We start from the raw sequence: 15,515 nt of genomic DNA, 5'->3' as shown, positions 1-15,515 counted from the left end.
GCGCGAGCCGCCTCAGGCCGTATCGGTGCCGAGCAGCCGCGTATAAAGCGTGCGGTACTGGCTGGCCATGGCCTCGGGGGTAAAGGCTTCCAGCCGCTGGCAGGCGCCGCGGGTCAGGCAGGCGCCGCGGGCCGGGTCACCTTTAAGGGCCAGCACCGCATCGTGCAGGGCCTCACTATCGTTGGGGGGAATCAGCACGCCGCTTTCATTATCGATGACGATATCGGGAATGCCGTCGACATTGCTTGCAATGATCGGCACCTCGGCGTCCATGACGTCCAGCAGTGTCGAGCCCAGCCCCTCGTTACGCGACGGGAAGACGAACAGGTCCATTGCGGCCAGATAATCGCCCACATTGGACTGAAAGCCTTCCCAGATGACATTGTCGAGCCCCTCGCTTTCGCGCTTGAGGCGCTGCTCATCCTCGCCGCTGCCCAGCAGCAGAAACACGATGTCGGGATGGGTGTCGGCCAGCCGGCGAGCCGTTTCGATGATCAGGCGCTGGCCCTTGTGACGATCCACCAGCGCGCCCACATGGCCGATGACATAGCGCCCTTCAAAGCGCTGACGTAGTGTCTCGACCACGGTTGTATTGCGGGTAAAGTGCGACAGGGCACTGGGGATCCGCGTGACCGGGCACCAGTGGCGCGCCTCGAGATGGGCCTCGATGGGTGAGGAGATGGCCACTGCCGTCGCCGCCCCCCGGTAGGTCTGACGATTGAACCACTTGTCCCTGACGGGCTGCGGTACGCGGCGGGTCAGAATGTAGGGCGTGCCGTTGAACCGGGCGTGCAGCCAGGCCCAGTGGACGGCGCGGGCCTCGTGGGCGTGCACCAGATCCACCGGGGGCACGCGCCGGTGGCCGACCCACATCTGATCGGCGGCCACCATGCTCAGGTTTTCGACGCCGGACAGGGCCTGACGCAGTGGAGAATCCTGGCGGCATACCAGCGTCTGGACAATGTCATGGGCGGCCAGTTGCTCGATCAGCAGCTGGGTCTGGCGCTCGCCGCCGCGAAAGTCTCGCGCCAGATTGACGTGACAGATATGCAAGGGATCACTCACCTGTAAAGGAATCGATGGGCCAAGGGTGGCGCATGAAGGGGCAGCAGGGCCAGTGATGATGCAAAACGGCGTCGATCGGGTAACCCCATCGTCGCCGCAGCAGGGGAGGAATTACCAGACCCGGTTGAAGTCCTCGCGCTCACGCACCTGCGGGTCGCGCTGAAACTCCAGCAGCTTGGCGTACTTCAGATAGGCATTGACGCCTGCCGACAGCGATACCGACAGGCCATCAGGCCCTGCCATGAAGCCACGCTGAAACAGATACTTGCGCACAAAGGCGTTGGCACCGTGGATAAACGGTGAGCAAGCGTTCACTTTTTTGCCCTTGAGATACATGATCTTGGCGGCGCGGGTAGAGAATCGGCCGCCGGCCTTGGTGAAGAGCTCGGCCAGATTGGCAAAGGAGTAGTGCTCGATATCGGCGTCCAGACGCGCGGGGTGGCTGGCCTGAACGCTTGAGTGCTGGCGCGACTCGGAAAAGCCCGTGCGCTCGCGGTCAAAAAGCCGGAGGCAGTAATCGGGATACCAGCCGCAGCGCTTCACCCAGCGTGAGCCGATAAAATTGCGTCGGCGCAGGGCAAAGCCATCATGCTCGGTGGTTGAAAGCGACAGCGCCTGTACCGTGCTCACGGCCTGCTCGGTCAGACGCTCATCGGCGTCCAGCGACAGCACCCAGCGATGGGTAGCGGCCTTTGGACCCACGTTCTTCTGCGGCCCGTCGCCCAGATAGGGCTGCTCGATCACCCGGGCACCGAAGGCTCGAGCGAGCGCGCAGGTGTCATCCGTGGAACCCGAATCCACCACGATCAGCTCATCGCACACGCGCGCCAGTGAGGCCAGGCAGGCCTCGATGTTCGCTGCTTCATTGAGCGTGATCACCACACCGGTGATCGGCGTGCGTGAGGTGGCCGTCATGTTCATGGGTTCTCCTCCTCGTCATTGGGGAGGGCGGTGGTATCACGTTCGGTCGGGTCAACGCTGTCATCGATGGCCGGTCCGTCGTTCCGGTCGCGCTGGGTGGCGGCTTCACGGGCCTCGGGTACCGGGGTGGCGGGCTCGCCCATCAGCGTTTGGCTGTCGCTGTCCTGCGGATGGAGAACGGCGGTCTGATCGGTGTCGGTGGCGATATCGATGCCCACGCTTGCCATCAACAGTACCGGCATCAGCAGCACCAGACTCCAGACCGGGAAGGTGATGCGTCGCGCGCGGGCCATGATGCGCCAGGAGAGCCACAGCTCGACCAGAGCGATCAGCACAACGCCACCACCGGTGATGGTCCACTGTGCGATGGACAGCACCGGCTTGTTGTCACCCGACAGAGCCACCAGATGCTCGCCGACGGCGCTGAATATCCGGGTGTCCATCCACAGCGCGCCCAGCCCCAGCGTGCCCAGCACGGCACATGGCCAGATCAGCATGCGACGCTTCAAAAACAGCGACAGCACTGCCGGCAGCAGCCAGATCGCCACGGCCAGGGTGCCAAAGCCGCCCAGCCAGGCGCAGGCCAGCCAGAGGATGCCCATCCCCTCCTGGGGCATCTGGACGATCGGCAGATAGCGCAGCGACAGCAGCCATATGAAAATCAGGTTAAAGAGGGCAAAAAAGGCCGTGGCGCGTAGTCTAAACCGCAGGGAATCTTCACTTGAACGAGGCATGATCTAACTCGATTGGTATCCGTGGTTGATGGGGGCCATGAGGGTTTTGGCCTGTCCGGGCGCAAACTTTTCCAGAGAACGCTCAAGACGTGCAAGATTGTCCGCCTGCCAGCGACCTGCGCGGCGTAATCGGCAACGGTCCAGGTCGATCAGCCAGGGCGTTTCCTGATCATCGATCAGAATGTTGCGGGCATTGAGATCGACATGGTCAAGCCCTTCGTCATGAAAACGACGGATCATGCGGCCACACGCTGTCAGCAGCGCGTCATGATGGGTAGCAGCCTGAGGGGTCTGGACCAGCGAGGCCAGCGGTTGCGCGCCATCGATACGCCGGGTGATGAGGGCGGCCTGATAGAGCGCCCCGGTCCGCCAGGCACAGGCGCCGATCGGTTGCGGTACCGCCAGTCCGCGCTCAAACAGGGTGGCCAGCAGCCGGCATTCGCGAAAGGCGCGGTTGCGCTCAGGGCCTGTCCAGACATAATGCTCGGCGCTCAAGCGTGCAACAAGGCCGCCGCGGCGATAATGACGCAGCACCCATGCCTGATCACCGGCCTGCACGAACAGGCTTTCACCGCGTCCGGGTGCCTGTCCGGTGACGGCATCACGCGAGCGCCACCAGGCGCCGGTGAAGTGTTCGGGCATCAGCGCCGGCTGGCCGGTTTGTGGGGCCGTTTGAGCATCATATAGAATGTGCGCATTCGCTTTTCGGGAAGTCATCATCCGCATGAAGCATCCTTTGCCCGCGCAACCCGCGCATATCTGTGTATTGCGGTTATCCGCACTCGGCGATGTCTGCAATCTCGTACCGACCGTTCGGGCGTTGCAGCGCCAGTGGCCTGACGCCCGAATCACCTGGATCATCGGTCGGGGGGAGCACAGTTTACTGGCCGGCCTCGCCGGGGTCGAGTTCGTGGTGTATGACAAGTCCACCGGACTTGCCGGCATGCGCAACATCTGGCGCGAGCTGCGTGATACGCCCTTTGACGTGCTGTTGCACATGCAGCAGTCCATTCGCGCCAGCATGCTTTCGCTGGGGCTCAAGGCCCGCGTGCGCCTGGGCTATGATCGCGCCCGCGCCAAGGACTGGCAGACCTGGTTTACCAACCGCCAGCTCAGTCCGCATCCGCATGCTCATGTGCTCGAGTCCTTCATGGATTTTGCCCGTGAGCTGGGCGTTGACGATGATCGGCTCGAGTGGGGAATCCCGTTGCCGGACGCTGCCCGGGAGGAAGCCCGCCAGTTTCTGGCCGGTCGACCGGCGCTGGTGATCAGTCCGTGTGCCAGTCCGCGGCTTCGCAACTTTCGCAACTGGTCGGCCGAAGGCTACGCCGCCGTGATCGAGCACGCCTGGCGCCACCACGGCCTGACCACTTTCCTGACCGGCGGCACCAGTGCTCAGGAAGTCGAAATGTGCGAGCGCATCGCCGCCGGACTCAACGAGGCCGTGCCGGTCAACCTGCTGGGACGCACCTCGCTCAAGGGGCTTTTGGCCATGATCGATGAGGCACGCATGGTGATTGCGCCCGATTCCGGGCCGGTCCACATGGCCAATGCAATGAATACGCCGGTTCTGGGGCTCTTTGCCACGACCAATCCCGAGCGCGCCGCCCCCTGGTGCTGGCGCGAACACGTCGTCAACCGCTATCCCGATGCCGTGGCCACCTATCTGCACAAGCCTCTGGACCAGATCGTCTGGGGCACCCGCGTACGCCATGAGGATGCGATGTCACTGATTACCTTCGAGGATGTCATCAACCGGCTTGATGCGCTGCTGGCACTGACCGCCGACCATGAAAAGTCGACCGGGGGAGCCCCTCATGATGTTTGATCCTGCCCTGCTGGCCGGCGCCCGCGTCACGGTGGTCGGCGATGTCATGCTCGATCGCTACTGGCACGGCCCGACCTCCCGGATTTCGCCCGAGGCGCCGGTGCCGGTGGTGCGGGTTGATGACAGCGAGGATCGACCGGGTGGCGCGGCCAACGTGGCGCTCAATATTGCCGCACTGAACGCGCAGGTGACGCTCTCCGGGCTGATCGGCTGCGATGACAATGCCGCCATTCTGGATGATCTGCTGGCCCGCGCCGGGATTACCTCGCGCTTTCAGCGCAGCCCCGAGATCCCCACCATCACCAAGCTGCGGGTGATGAGTCGCAATCAGCAGCTGATCCGGCTGGACTTCGAGTCCTCGCTCGAGGAGGTCAATACCGATGCCATGATGAATCAGGTCAGTGAAGCGCTGGTCGATACGGACCTGATGATCCTGTCCGATTACGGCAAGGGGACGCTGGCGCAGGTGCAGGCGCTGATCGATGCCGGCCGACGCGCCGGCAAGCGGGTATTGATCGATCCCAAGGGCAGCGATTTTCACCGCTATCGGGGGGCGAGCATCATTACCCCCAATTTAAGCGAGTTCGAGACCGTGGTCGGACGTTGCCACAGCGAGGAAGCACTGACCTCGCGCGGGGAAGCGCTGCGCGCCGAGCTCGAACTCGAGGCGCTATTGATTACCCGCAGCGAGCGCGGCATGACGCTGATTCGTGAAGGCCATCCACCGCTGCACCTGCCGACCCGGGCCCAGGAAGTCTTTGACGTGACCGGCGCCGGCGATACGGTGATCGGCGTGCTGGGGCTTTCGCTGGCAGCGGGGCAGAGCCTGCCGGATGCCATGGCGATGGCCAACCTGGCCGCCGGGCTGGTGGTCGCCAAGCCCGGCACCGCCACGGTGTCGGTGGCCGAGATCGAGGCGGCGTTGAGTGCCGATCATGGCGTGGCTGCCGGACACGGCGTGATCGATGTCGATACTCTGACGGCCGCCGTACGCGCGGCTCAGGCCCGCGGTGAGCGCATTGTCATGACCAACGGCTGCTTCGATCTGCTGCATGCCGGTCATGTCAGCTATCTGGAGCAGGCGCGCGCTCAGGGTGATCGTTTGATCGTGGCCGTCAACGATGACGCCTCGGTCACGCGGCTCAAGGGCGAGGGCCGCCCGATCACGCCGCTGGCGCATCGCATGGCGGTGCTGGCCGGCCTGCGTGCCGTGGACTGGGTCGTGCCCTTTGGCGAGGATACCCCGGCCGAGCTGATTGGTACCGTGCTGCCGGATGTGCTGGTCAAGGGCGGCGATTATCGCGTCGAGGAGATTGCCGGCGGTGAGGCCGTCATGGCCAACGGCGGCGAAGTGCGGGTGCTGAACTTTGAAGAAGGCCTGTCCACGACCGGCACCATCAGCGCAATCGTCTCGCGCAGTGCGCGTCGCAGCGAACAGGAGTAGCGCCCTCGTGGGAAGACGTCTCTACTCGGCTCTGTTGTATGCGCTGTCTCCGCTGATCTGGCGTCGTCTACGCCGTGAGCGTCTGGAGGATCATCCTCGCGGCGAGCGGCTGGGACGTATTCCGTCCTATCAGGACGAGCGTGTGCTGTGGGTACACGCCGCCTCCGTGGGGGAGGTGGTCACCGCCCGGCCGCTGATCCGCTCGCTGATCGATGACTATCCCGAACACCGGGTGGTCGTGACCACCATGACTGCTACCGGTGCACGCCAGGTGCAGACGCTGTTTGGTGATCTGGTGACACATCATTTCGTGGCGCTGGATTTTCCTGGTGCGACCCGACGCTTCGTGCAGCGGCTGGCGCCTGAAATCGCCATCATCGTCGAGACCGAAATCTGGCCCAATCTGATTTATGCCTGCGCAATGGCAGGTATTCCGGTCACCATCGTCAATGCCCGCATTACCGAGCGCGGTTTTGCCCGCTATCAGCGTTTTTCAAAACTGATGGGGGAGGCGATCCGCCGGCTGGCCTGGGTGGGCGCCAAGTCCGCCGAGGATGCCAAGCGCTTTCGCGCACTCGGCGTATCGGCGCGACGCCTCAACGTGACCGGCGCGCTCAAGTACGACCTGCACGTCGATGAAGGGGTTTTCGATAAAGCCGATGCGCTGCGTAAACTCATTGGTGATCGCCCGGTCTGGGTGGCGGGCTCCACCCACGAGGGAGAAGAGTCACAGCTTCTGGCCGCCCATGAGCGCGTGCTGGCACGCTTTCCCGAGGCACTGCTGATTCTGGTGCCCCGTCATCCCCAGCGCTTTGACGAGGTGGCCGAGCTGTGTCTTGACAGGGGCATGTCGGTGGCTCGGCGCAGTGAGAACGCGCTCGTCGAACGGGACACTCGGGTCTATCTGGGCGACACCATGGGCGAGCTGATGATGCTCTATGCGGTGGGTGATATTGCCTTTGTCGGCGGCTCACTGGTCGACATCGGCGGGCACAATCTGCTGGAACCGGCCGCGCTGGGGCTGCCGGTCGTCAGCGGCCCTTCACTGTCGAGCCTGGGCGATGTGGTCGCCACGCTGGATGAGGCCTGCGCTCGGGTTGAAGTAAGCAGCGCCGGCATGCTGGGCGAGACGCTGGTGTCGTTGATGCTCGACGAGACGCGCCGGGACACGCTGGGGCGCAACGCTCTGGCAGTGGTGGAAGCCAATCGCGGGGCGCTGGGACATACCCGGGACTATCTGGGGAAATTGATTCGGGCCCGCGAGCTGCACGAGCCCTGGCCGCTGGCAGATGACCGGCAGCCGGGCAGCGGACGCTAGTGTCGGGGCTGGTGTTTCAGAGCTGAGGCCTGACGCCAGCCGAGCTGACAGGCATGGTGACTGAGATATTCGGCCAGGCGGGCACGGGTGTCGCTCATGGGGCGACCGGGGTCAAGAATGGTGGTGCGACACATCAGCGTATACTGGTGCCGCTCAACGTTGAACCAGACACTCATCAGTGGCCTGATCGTTTCACTGTGTGCCAGTTCGAAATACAGGGAGTGGTCAGTGCCTCTAACGCGAACGCCTTCAATGCCCAGCGCATCATGGGCCTCCAGCAGCGCTCGGCGCAGCTGATGCAGGGAGGCCGGCGTATTTGACCGGGCGGAAAGATCACTGCTCTGTCGCATGCTGAACCCTTTTTTATCATTACACGCTTGAGATGAGACGTCTTGATGGCCCCCAAGGATCCGCCATGTCATGACACGCTCACGACAGGTTCCATCAACGTTACGGCCGGGCATCCCCTGATGGATGCAGCGGAACCATGGCGTGCAGATAATAGTGATAAACGAGGGTAATATTCTGCGGTTAAAATGTGATCAAGTGTTGTTGAACGGCAATGGGTCGTAAGCTTTTGGTAACTTACGACCAGGTCAGGCAGTGGCGGGAGAAGCGGTGGGGTCAAGGGTGCGGGTGTCAGGGTGTCAGGGTGTCAGACGTTGAACATCCTCAGCGGTACCCAGCAAGAGCAGGTCAGCGCCCCGGTGCGCAAACAGACCATTGGTCACGACCCCCGCAATCTGATTGATCCGTGTTTCAAGGTCCTGCGCATCATCGATGAGCTGATCATAAAGGTCGATGATCTGATGGCCGTTGTCGGTCACGACGCCCTGACGATAAACGGGGCTGAACCCCAGCTTGACCATTTCACGCGCCACATACGAGCGCGCCATGGGGATGACCTCGACCGGCAGCGGAAAACCGCCCAGCTGGCGGACCAGCTTGGAGCCGTCGGCAATACAGATAAACTGTCTGGCGCAGGCGGCCACGATCTTTTCCCGGGTCAGGGCCGCGCCCCCCCCCTTGATCATGGCGAAATCATTATCGATTTCGTCAGCACCATCGACATAGACACTTAGTGTGCCAGCCTGATTAAGATCAAACACCTCGATACCGGCGGCCTTGAGTCGGCGCTCGGTTTCCGTTGAGCTTGCAACGGCGCCGGCGAACTCGTCGCGAAGTGGTGCCAGGGCCTCGATAAAAAGGTTGACGGTCGAACCCGAGCCCACACCCAGCACGGTATCGCGGCGCAGGGTCGAACGAATTTCCTGTACGGCTGCCTGCGCCACCGCCTTCTTGAGCTCTGACTGGTCCTGGGATGTCATGGTGTCTCCGAATCTGATGATGTTCTACAGCGGCCCATCAAGCGTATCATGGACAGTACGGCAGGCACTGTCGATTGTTACATGCGCTTTTCCCGCCTCCGGTTTTTTTGTTTCACGTGAAACATCGGGCGCGCGTGCCATGTGACCCGGTGCCCTGCAGCACCGCCCTCAAGTCACTGCCCAGGATATGAGAATGCTGGAAGCCTACGCCAAGAGAATCCTTCAGGCCCGCGTGTATGAAGCGGCTGTTGAAACGCCCCTTTCCGACATGCCGCAGATGTCCAGGCGCCTGGGCAATCATGTTCTCCTCAAGCGTGAGGATCTGCAGCCGGTCTACTCCTTCAAGATTCGGGGCGCCTACAACTGCATGGCACAGCTGGATGCCGAGCAGCGCGCGAAAGGGGTCATTACCGCCTCGGCCGGCAATCATGCCCAGGGGGTATCGCTGGCGGCCAAGCGCATGGGCATTCACGCCACGATCGTCATGCCGCGCATTACGCCCGAGATCAAGGTGTCGGCCGTGCGTGCCCGGGGGGCGAAGGTGGTGCTCAAGGGAGATTCCTTCAACGATGCGCTGACGCATGCTCAGACCCTGATGAAAGAGCACGGCTACGCCTGGATTCCGCCCTTTGATCATCCCGATGTGATTGCCGGTCAGGGGACGGTGGCCATGGAGATTCTGCGCCAGCATCAGGGCCCGATCGATGCGGTGTTTGCCCCGGTCGGCGGCGGTGGCCTGCTGGCGGGCATGGCAGCTTATATAAAGTATCTGCGCCCGGACATCCGGGTGATCGGCGTGGAGCCCGAGGATGCGGCCTGCCTCAAGGCCGCACTTGAAGCCGGAGAACGGGTAACGCTGGATCAGGTCGGACTGTTCGCCGAGGGCGTGGCCGTGTCCCAGATCGGCGAGGCGCCGTTTGAAATCCTGCGTCATCATGTCGATGAAGTCATCACCGTCAATACCGATGAGATGTGTGCTGCGGTCAAGGATATCTTCGAGGATACTCGTGCCGTCTCCGAAACTTCCGGGGCGCTGTCGCTGGCCGGGCTCAAAAAATATGCCCAGCGTGAAGGCGTGCAGGACAAAACGCTGATTGCGATCAACTCGGGCGCCAATCTCAACTTTGACCGTTTGCAGCACATTGCCGAACGTACCGAGCTGGGGGAGCAGCGCGAGGCCATTCTGGCGGTGACCATCCCCGAGCGCCCCGGTAGCTTCAAGGCGTTTTGCAAGGCACTGGGCCGGCGCATGGTCACCGAGTTCAACTACCGCTATGCCGACGCTCGCCAGGCCCACATCTTTGTCGGCGTGCAGGTGCAGCCCGGTGGAGAGGATCGGCTTGACGTGGTTCGAAAGCTCGAGGCGGCCGGCTACAGTGTGGAGGATCTCACTGACAACGAGCTGGCCAAGCTGCACATCCGCCATCTTGGCGGTGGCCGCCCGCAGGAGCCTTTCAGCGAGCGACTTTATCGTTTCGAATTTCCGGAGCGTCCCGGGGCACTGATGAACTTCCTGAATCATCTACCCGGCGGCTGGAACATCTCCCTGTTTCACTATCGCAACCACGGCGCGGCCTATGGTCGGGTGTTGATCGGCATGCAGGTTCCCGAGACAGACTGCGCCACGCTCGAACAGCGTCTTGACGACATCGGCTATCGCTACTGGCATGAAACCGATAATCCGGCCTATCGGCTCTTTGTCTCATGACGCACGCGGTAACGCATCAGGCCCTGTCAAAATGCAACATTATGTAATGTCATGGCGAGCGTTATTGTGCTGGTTCAGCGGTGCCACTATGATGGCGCCGCTGCGACCTTCCCGTGTCGCTCCCTCTTGCGTTTTTCTGTTGTGATGGAGCAGTAATGAGACGTAAACCCGATCTGGTCTTTACCCTGGTACTTATTCTCGGCTTTGGTGTTGTCGCCACGGGTTATGCCCAGAGCGTCATGGGCTATTAGTCGTGTCATGATTGGTCACGAAGCGGTTTCAGATCAGGGCGAGTCGGGATGGATCGCGCGACAATCGCACAGCAAAAAACGCATCCACCGGGATGCGTTTTTTTATGGTGTCCATGTCCTGATTGAAACCGGCACAGGAGCGTTTTGCACCAGTATCAGAGCGCAGCGGTGCGCGGTTGCAAAACCTGTTGGTCGCTGACGATCATATCGAGATTCACATCCCATGGCTGATGCGGCAAACGTTCCACCTGCTGGCAGTGATGCGCCACCCCGATCAGCGTTGGACGCGGACCATGTTCGCGAGCGGCAAAGGCAAGCGTGCGGTCGTAAAAGCCGCCGCCCATGCCAAGGCGATGGCCCTGATCATCAAATCCTACCAGCGGCATCAGCACCACATCCATGGCCCAGGGCGCAAGGCGGCGAATGCGATGGCCACTCTGGCGCAGATCGGGCTCGGTAATGTTGAAGCGGTTGAGCACCATGCGAGTATCAGGGCGCCAGTGCACGAACCACAGACGATTTTCGACCAGCGGGCGCAATACCGGCAGATAAACCTGCGTGCCGCGTCGATGCAGCCAGTCGACCAGCGGGGTCGGGTCAATCTCGCCGTTTTCAGGCAGGTACAGGGCCACATGTCGCGCTCGGCGCAGCGATGTCAGCTGCATCAGCTGACGTGCCAGTGCCATCGAGGCCAGACGCTGGGTTCGATCATCGAGTACGCGGCGTCGCCTGCGCAGTTCGCGGCGTAGCGCTCGTCGATTATCAGAGGCAGGCAGTGGTGACGTGTTCGAGAGCGCATGACGCGATAGCAGGGGAGAGAAAAAACGTCGCCCGGGGCGAGGGGTGCGCAATGATAATGCGCGGGGTCTGCGAGCGCGCGGTTGATCCGCGGGAAGTGCGCAGCGCACTGACATGAGGGTTCTCCAGAATGCCGCTGTTGTTCTGGCCCTGAACCTACTGGTTCAAGGTGGGTGACCGCAAGTGGGCCATCAGGCTTTCCGTCGCGCGGACATGCACACAGGCCCACTTATAGTGGCCCCCTGGGTACTGCGCATAGGCTCGAGGGACTATAACAACTGGCAAACATCCCAGAGAACGAATCAATTCTAACAGATATCCCCGGGGGCTGCGCTACCCTGACCTCCAGACGTTCGGAAAGTCCTGATCAGGAAGTGCGGTTGCGTTCCAGCGCCTTTTGCAGGCGAGCGTCGAGTCCGGCAAGCCTTTCTTCGAGCTCCTGACGGCGGCGGGTCTCATCGCGTAGCTCATGGGTAATGTTGAGTCCCGCCATCATCGCCACCTTGTCGATGCTGATGGTGCGACCGCGGGTCTGGATGCCGGCCATGGCCTGGTCGAAATAGCGGGCCGCTTCATGCAGCGCCTGCTCTTCGCCGGGTGCGCAGCTGACAACAAAATTCTGACCCATCAGGGTGATTTCGGCGGTCTGACGAGGACCTTGCGGCATGACATCACTTCCGATATGGGCCAAGCTCTGGCCGTTACGCTAAGATGGTGGGCAGCCATTCATGGCCTGTCGGTGAGGGTTTTACTCACGACCGGGCCATGCCGCTGCACTCGCAGCACCACTATAGAGAGACGACCGGGGGCGGTCAACGCGCGGCCCCCGGGCGATAGTTCATGATTCCCGTTACGGGAACGACCAACCAGGGAATGCAGTATGCCGTCCGGTGATAACGCCCTCGACTTCGCTACCATCAGCGATATTTTCCTTGCCCATGGCAGCCTGCAGTCGCCGGCCTTTTTTGACGGCTATCTATGCGCGCGTCTGGCGCTTGAAGACATCAGTGCCGAGGACTGGCTGGGTCTGATCTGTGCTGCACTGGGTGTGGAAGAGCCCGCCACTCGTGAAGATGGTGAAACCCTGCTGGCATGGCGAACGCTTGCCAAGGAGCGTCTGGACGCCCAGGAGATGAGTTTCGAGCCGCTGCTGCCGGATGAGCTGTTCTCGCTGGCCGAGCGTGCACAGTCACTGGCCCTGTGGTGCCAGGGCTTTCATGAGGTGGCCGGCGAAGTGGACCCGGATCAGCGCAAGGCATGGTCAACGCCGCTTCAGGAAGGCGTGGCCGATATCGAGCAGCTCATGCAGATTGATGCCGATATCGAGGACAACAGTGAAAACGAAAACGACCTGTTTGCCCTGACCGAGCATGCCCGAATGACGGCGCTCATGTTGTATGTCGAGCAGCACCCGGGGCGTCCTGACGTCGAAAAGCCGGCGCAGTCGTTTGAAGAGGGCATGAAGGAAGAGGGTCTGAGCGGCGACGGCGAGACACGTCACTGACCATAAGAGGTCAGCAACGGGCAGATGCCGGAGACGGACGCCATGAAAACAGCGGTTACGGGAGACAGGACTTGGTAGCACAGGCAGAGCAGGAGAGTACGCCGGCCCCCATCACCAGTGAGGCGTACCGAAAGCGCCGGGAACGGCTGATGGCCGAGGTGCCACCGGACAGTGCCATTCTCATTCCGGCTGCCCGGCTTTCGGTGCGCAATCAGGACAGTGAGTACCCGTTTCGCCAGGACAGCGACTTCCACTATCTCTGCGGCTTTCCCGAGCCGCAGGCCTGGCTTTTGTTGTTACCCGGTCGGGGCGCCGGTGAAAGCGTGCTGTTCTGCCTGCCACGTGACCCGGCTGCCGAGGCCTGGACGGGTCGACGGGTCGGCCCGCGCCGGGCCGTCACCCACTATGGGGTAGACGAGGCCTGGCCGCTGGAAGCGCGCGATGAGCAGCTACTGGAGCTGCTGGAAGGACGCCGGACCATTTACCTGTCGCTGGCCGATGACAGGGCACTGTCCCTTGCCGGGCAGATACGCGAGGGGCTCAAGGCGCGCGAACGGCGTGGGCCGCCGGCACCGTCGGCCTACGCCGACATCGACGTGATCCTCCACGAACAGCGCCTGATCAAATCCGATGACGAACTGGCGCTGATGCGTCATGCCTGCGAGATCACGGCCCGCGCCCACGCTGATGCCATGCAGGCCGTCAGGCCCGGCATGTTCGAGTATCAGCTGCAGGCCAGGCTGGAACACGGTTTTGTCATGGCCGGGGCGCGCGCGCCGGCCTATCCCACCATTGTGGGCAGCGGCGCCAATGGCTGCATCCTGCACTATACGGAAAACGATGCGGCGATGGCCGCCGGCGATCTGGTGCTGGTGGATGCCGGCGCTGAATACGAGCTCTACGCCGGTGACATCACCCGCACCTTCCCGGTCAGCGGGCGCTTTAGCGAGCCACAGCGCCAGCTTTATGAAATCATGCTCGGCGCTCAGCAGCGCGCTCTGCGCGCCGTGCGTCCCAGAGCCACGCTCAGGGGCATTCACGACGGCGTGGTGCGGGATCTGACCGCCGGGCTGGTGGCACTGGGGCTCGTCGAGGGGCCGGTTGAGGCCGCCGTCGAAAAGGGCTATTACAAGCGCTTTTATCTGCACGGCACGTCCCACTGGCTGGGGCTGGACGTGCACGATGTCGGCGCCTATCAGGCGCAGGGTGAATCCCGGGCGCTGGCGCCCGGCATGGTGCTGACCGTTGAACCCGGACTCTATATTCCCGATGACCTTGATATTGCCGAGCAGTGGCGCGGCATCGGTATTCGTATCGAAGATAACGTGGTCGTCACGACACAGGGTTGTGAGGTGCTGACCGACGGTGTGCCCAAACGGGTTCGGGAGATCGAGGCACTGATGGCACAAGGACAGACATGAGCGAAACTCCGGTAGACATTGCCATTATCGGCGGCGGGCTGGTCGGTGCCAGCCTGGCCGTGGCGCTGGCGCCGCTGATCGAGCGTCATGGGCTTCGAGTCGCGGTCATCGAGGCGAACGAGTTGAGTGCCACCGGTGCCCAGCCGAGCTTTGACGAGCGCTCCAGCGCCATTGCCTACGGTTCCAGAGCCCATTTCGAGGCCATGGGCATCTGGTCCCGACTGGTCACGCGTGCCGCACCCATCCATGACATCGAGGTCAGCCAGCGCGGCGCCATGGGACGCACCCATCTGTCATGTCGGGAGGTGGGCACGCCGTCGCTGGGTTATGTTCTGCCCAATGCCTTTCTGGGACAGGTGCTGCATGAGCGCCTCGCCTGCATGTCGATCGATTGGCACTGCCCGGCGCGGGTCGAGGCCATTACCCCATCGGTGGCGGGTCATCAATTGACGCTGGACAACGGCTGCGTACTCCATGCCGGGCTGACCGTGCTGGCCGATGGCGGACGCTCCGGTCTCAAGGCCTCACTGGGGATCGACACCGATCGTCACGACTACGAACAGCATGCGCTGATCGCCAACATTGAAACGGCGAAAGCGCATCACGGCTGGGCCTTCGAGCGGTTTACCTCGGAAGGTGCCATGGCGCTGCTGCCCTTGCAGGACCGTCGCATGGCGCTGATCTGGACGCGCCCACCGGAGGCGATCGATGCCACGCTGGCACTGGATGATGACGCCTTTCTGCAGGCGCTGCAGTCACGGCTCGGCACGCGGCTGGGGCGTTTTCAGCGCGTGGGCGCCCGCCATGTCTATCCTCTGGCGATGTCGCGTGCCCGCGAGCAGAGCCGGCCGCACCTGGCGGTGCTGGGCAACGCGGCACATGCCATCCATCCGGTGGCCGGTCAGGGCTTTAATCTGGCGCTGCGCGGCGTCATGGACCTCGGGGCCGCCATTGAGGCGGCGCTCGAGGCCGGGCGAGCGCCGGGCGAGGCACTGACCATGGCGGATTTCGAGCAGCGCCGCCAGAGTGATCGGGATCTGATCATGCAGGCCAGCGACACGTTGGTACGCCTTTTCGGCCTCGAGCTGCCCGGCATCAGCAGGGCACGAGGGGCAGCGCTGGGGCTTTTCAATCTTGCCACGCCGCTCAAGCGCGTTCTGATTCGTCGTGCCATGGGCATGGCCCGGCATTAAGC

At 62.6% G+C, this 15,515-nt stretch carries 15 protein-coding genes and 1 other RNA gene; 7 read left to right on the top strand and 9 right to left on the bottom strand.

The window, feature by feature from the left end:
* Positions 1 to 12: 12 nt before the first annotated feature.
* The 4 genes from Q0931_RS13050 to Q0931_RS13035 all read right to left on the bottom strand — a co-directional run bounded on the left by Q0931_RS13050 (position 13) and on the right by Q0931_RS13035 (position 3,446).
* Positions 13 to 1,053, bottom strand: a complete 1,041-nt coding sequence (locus Q0931_RS13050; protein WP_299260950.1) for a glycosyltransferase family 4 protein — start codon at positions 1,051 to 1,053, stop codon at positions 13 to 15.
* A 123-nt stretch (positions 1,054 to 1,176) separates the two neighbouring features.
* Positions 1,177 to 1,986, bottom strand: coding sequence for a glycosyltransferase family 2 protein (locus Q0931_RS13045; RefSeq protein WP_299260948.1), 810 nt, complete (start codon positions 1,984 to 1,986; stop codon positions 1,177 to 1,179).
* A complete protein-coding gene (locus Q0931_RS13040) occupies positions 1,983 to 2,720 on the bottom strand; it encodes a DUF3413 domain-containing protein (protein ID WP_299260946.1) in 738 nt (245 codons plus the stop codon). The genes Q0931_RS13045 and Q0931_RS13040 overlap by 4 nt, the downstream gene beginning before the upstream one ends.
* Positions 2,721 to 2,723: 3 nt before the next feature.
* The gene (locus Q0931_RS13035; RefSeq protein ID WP_299260944.1) at positions 2,724 to 3,446 is read right to left on the bottom strand and encodes a 3-deoxy-D-manno-octulosonic acid kinase; all 723 of its coding nucleotides are present in this window, start codon (positions 3,444 to 3,446) and stop codon (positions 2,724 to 2,726) included.
* Between Q0931_RS13035 and Q0931_RS13030 the strand changes: the two genes are divergently transcribed.
* Genes Q0931_RS13030 through waaA form a run of 3 tightly spaced genes read left to right on the top strand, consistent with a single transcriptional unit; the run spans position 3,445 to position 7,310 of the window.
* A complete protein-coding gene (locus Q0931_RS13030) occupies positions 3,445 to 4,548 on the top strand; it encodes a glycosyltransferase family 9 protein (protein WP_299260942.1) in 1,104 nt (367 codons plus the stop codon). The genes Q0931_RS13035 and Q0931_RS13030 overlap by 2 nt on opposite strands.
* Positions 4,541 to 5,992: a bifunctional D-glycero-beta-D-manno-heptose-7-phosphate kinase/D-glycero-beta-D-manno-heptose 1-phosphate adenylyltransferase HldE gene (hldE, locus tag Q0931_RS13025; RefSeq protein ID WP_299261021.1), complete on the top strand. Its 1,452-nt coding sequence runs from the start codon at positions 4,541 to 4,543 to the stop codon at positions 5,990 to 5,992. Before Q0931_RS13030 ends, hldE begins: the two co-directional genes overlap by 8 nt.
* A 7-nt stretch (positions 5,993 to 5,999) precedes the next feature.
* Positions 6,000 to 7,310, top strand: a complete 1,311-nt coding sequence (gene waaA, locus Q0931_RS13020; protein WP_299260940.1) for a lipid IV(A) 3-deoxy-D-manno-octulosonic acid transferase — start codon at positions 6,000 to 6,002, stop codon at positions 7,308 to 7,310.
* Here waaA and Q0931_RS13015 read toward each other — a convergent pair.
* On the bottom strand, positions 7,307 to 7,660 hold the full coding sequence (locus tag Q0931_RS13015) for a hypothetical protein (protein WP_299260938.1): 354 nt from the start codon (positions 7,658 to 7,660) through the stop codon (positions 7,307 to 7,309). The genes waaA and Q0931_RS13015 overlap by 4 nt on opposite strands.
* Before the next feature lie 297 nt (positions 7,661 to 7,957).
* Positions 7,958 to 8,638 (bottom strand): ribose-5-phosphate isomerase RpiA, encoded by a 681-nt coding sequence (gene rpiA / locus Q0931_RS13010; protein ID WP_299260935.1) that lies wholly within the window; start codon positions 8,636 to 8,638, stop codon positions 7,958 to 7,960.
* 154 nt (positions 8,639 to 8,792) lie between these two features.
* Here rpiA and ilvA point away from each other — a divergent pair, with 154 nt between their 5' ends.
* Positions 8,793 to 10,346, top strand: a complete 1,554-nt coding sequence (gene ilvA / locus Q0931_RS13005; RefSeq protein ID WP_299261019.1) for a threonine ammonia-lyase, biosynthetic — start codon at positions 8,793 to 8,795, stop codon at positions 10,344 to 10,346.
* A 406-nt stretch (positions 10,347 to 10,752) separates the two neighbouring features.
* Here the strand turns inward: ilvA and Q0931_RS13000 are convergent, their stop codons facing one another.
* The 3 genes from Q0931_RS13000 to Q0931_RS12990 all read right to left on the bottom strand — a co-directional run bounded on the left by Q0931_RS13000 (position 10,753) and on the right by Q0931_RS12990 (position 12,062).
* Positions 10,753 to 11,373, bottom strand: coding sequence for a 5-formyltetrahydrofolate cyclo-ligase (locus tag Q0931_RS13000; protein WP_299261017.1), 621 nt, complete (start codon positions 11,371 to 11,373; stop codon positions 10,753 to 10,755).
* Positions 11,374 to 11,513: 140 nt separating this feature from the next.
* A non-coding RNA gene (gene ssrS / locus Q0931_RS12995) (6S RNA) lies at positions 11,514 to 11,695 on the bottom strand.
* 67 nt (positions 11,696 to 11,762) lie between these two features.
* A complete protein-coding gene (locus tag Q0931_RS12990) occupies positions 11,763 to 12,062 on the bottom strand; it encodes a cell division protein ZapA (RefSeq protein ID WP_299260934.1) in 300 nt (99 codons plus the stop codon).
* Between the two features lie 213 nt (positions 12,063 to 12,275).
* Here Q0931_RS12990 and Q0931_RS12985 point away from each other — a divergent pair, with 213 nt between their 5' ends.
* The 3 genes from Q0931_RS12985 (at position 12,276) to ubiH (ending at position 15,513) form a co-directional block, all read left to right on the top strand.
* The gene (locus tag Q0931_RS12985; RefSeq protein ID WP_299260932.1) at positions 12,276 to 12,899 is read left to right on the top strand and encodes a UPF0149 family protein; all 624 of its coding nucleotides are present in this window, start codon (positions 12,276 to 12,278) and stop codon (positions 12,897 to 12,899) included.
* 71 nt (positions 12,900 to 12,970) lie between these two features.
* Complete coding sequence (gene pepP, locus Q0931_RS12980; RefSeq protein ID WP_299260930.1) at positions 12,971 to 14,320, top strand: Xaa-Pro aminopeptidase; 1,350 nt, start codon at positions 12,971 to 12,973, stop codon at positions 14,318 to 14,320.
* On the top strand, positions 14,317 to 15,513 hold the full coding sequence (ubiH, locus tag Q0931_RS12975; protein ID WP_299260928.1) for a 2-octaprenyl-6-methoxyphenyl hydroxylase: 1,197 nt from the start codon (positions 14,317 to 14,319) through the stop codon (positions 15,511 to 15,513). Before pepP ends, ubiH begins: the two co-directional genes overlap by 4 nt.
* The last annotated feature ends 2 nt before the right edge of the window (positions 15,514 to 15,515 follow it).

It is taken from the genome of uncultured Kushneria sp. (genome assembly GCF_947497025.1).
Classification (GTDB): Bacteria; Pseudomonadota; Gammaproteobacteria; order Pseudomonadales; family Halomonadaceae; genus Kushneria.
This window is presented reverse-complemented; position numbering and strand designations above follow the sequence as displayed.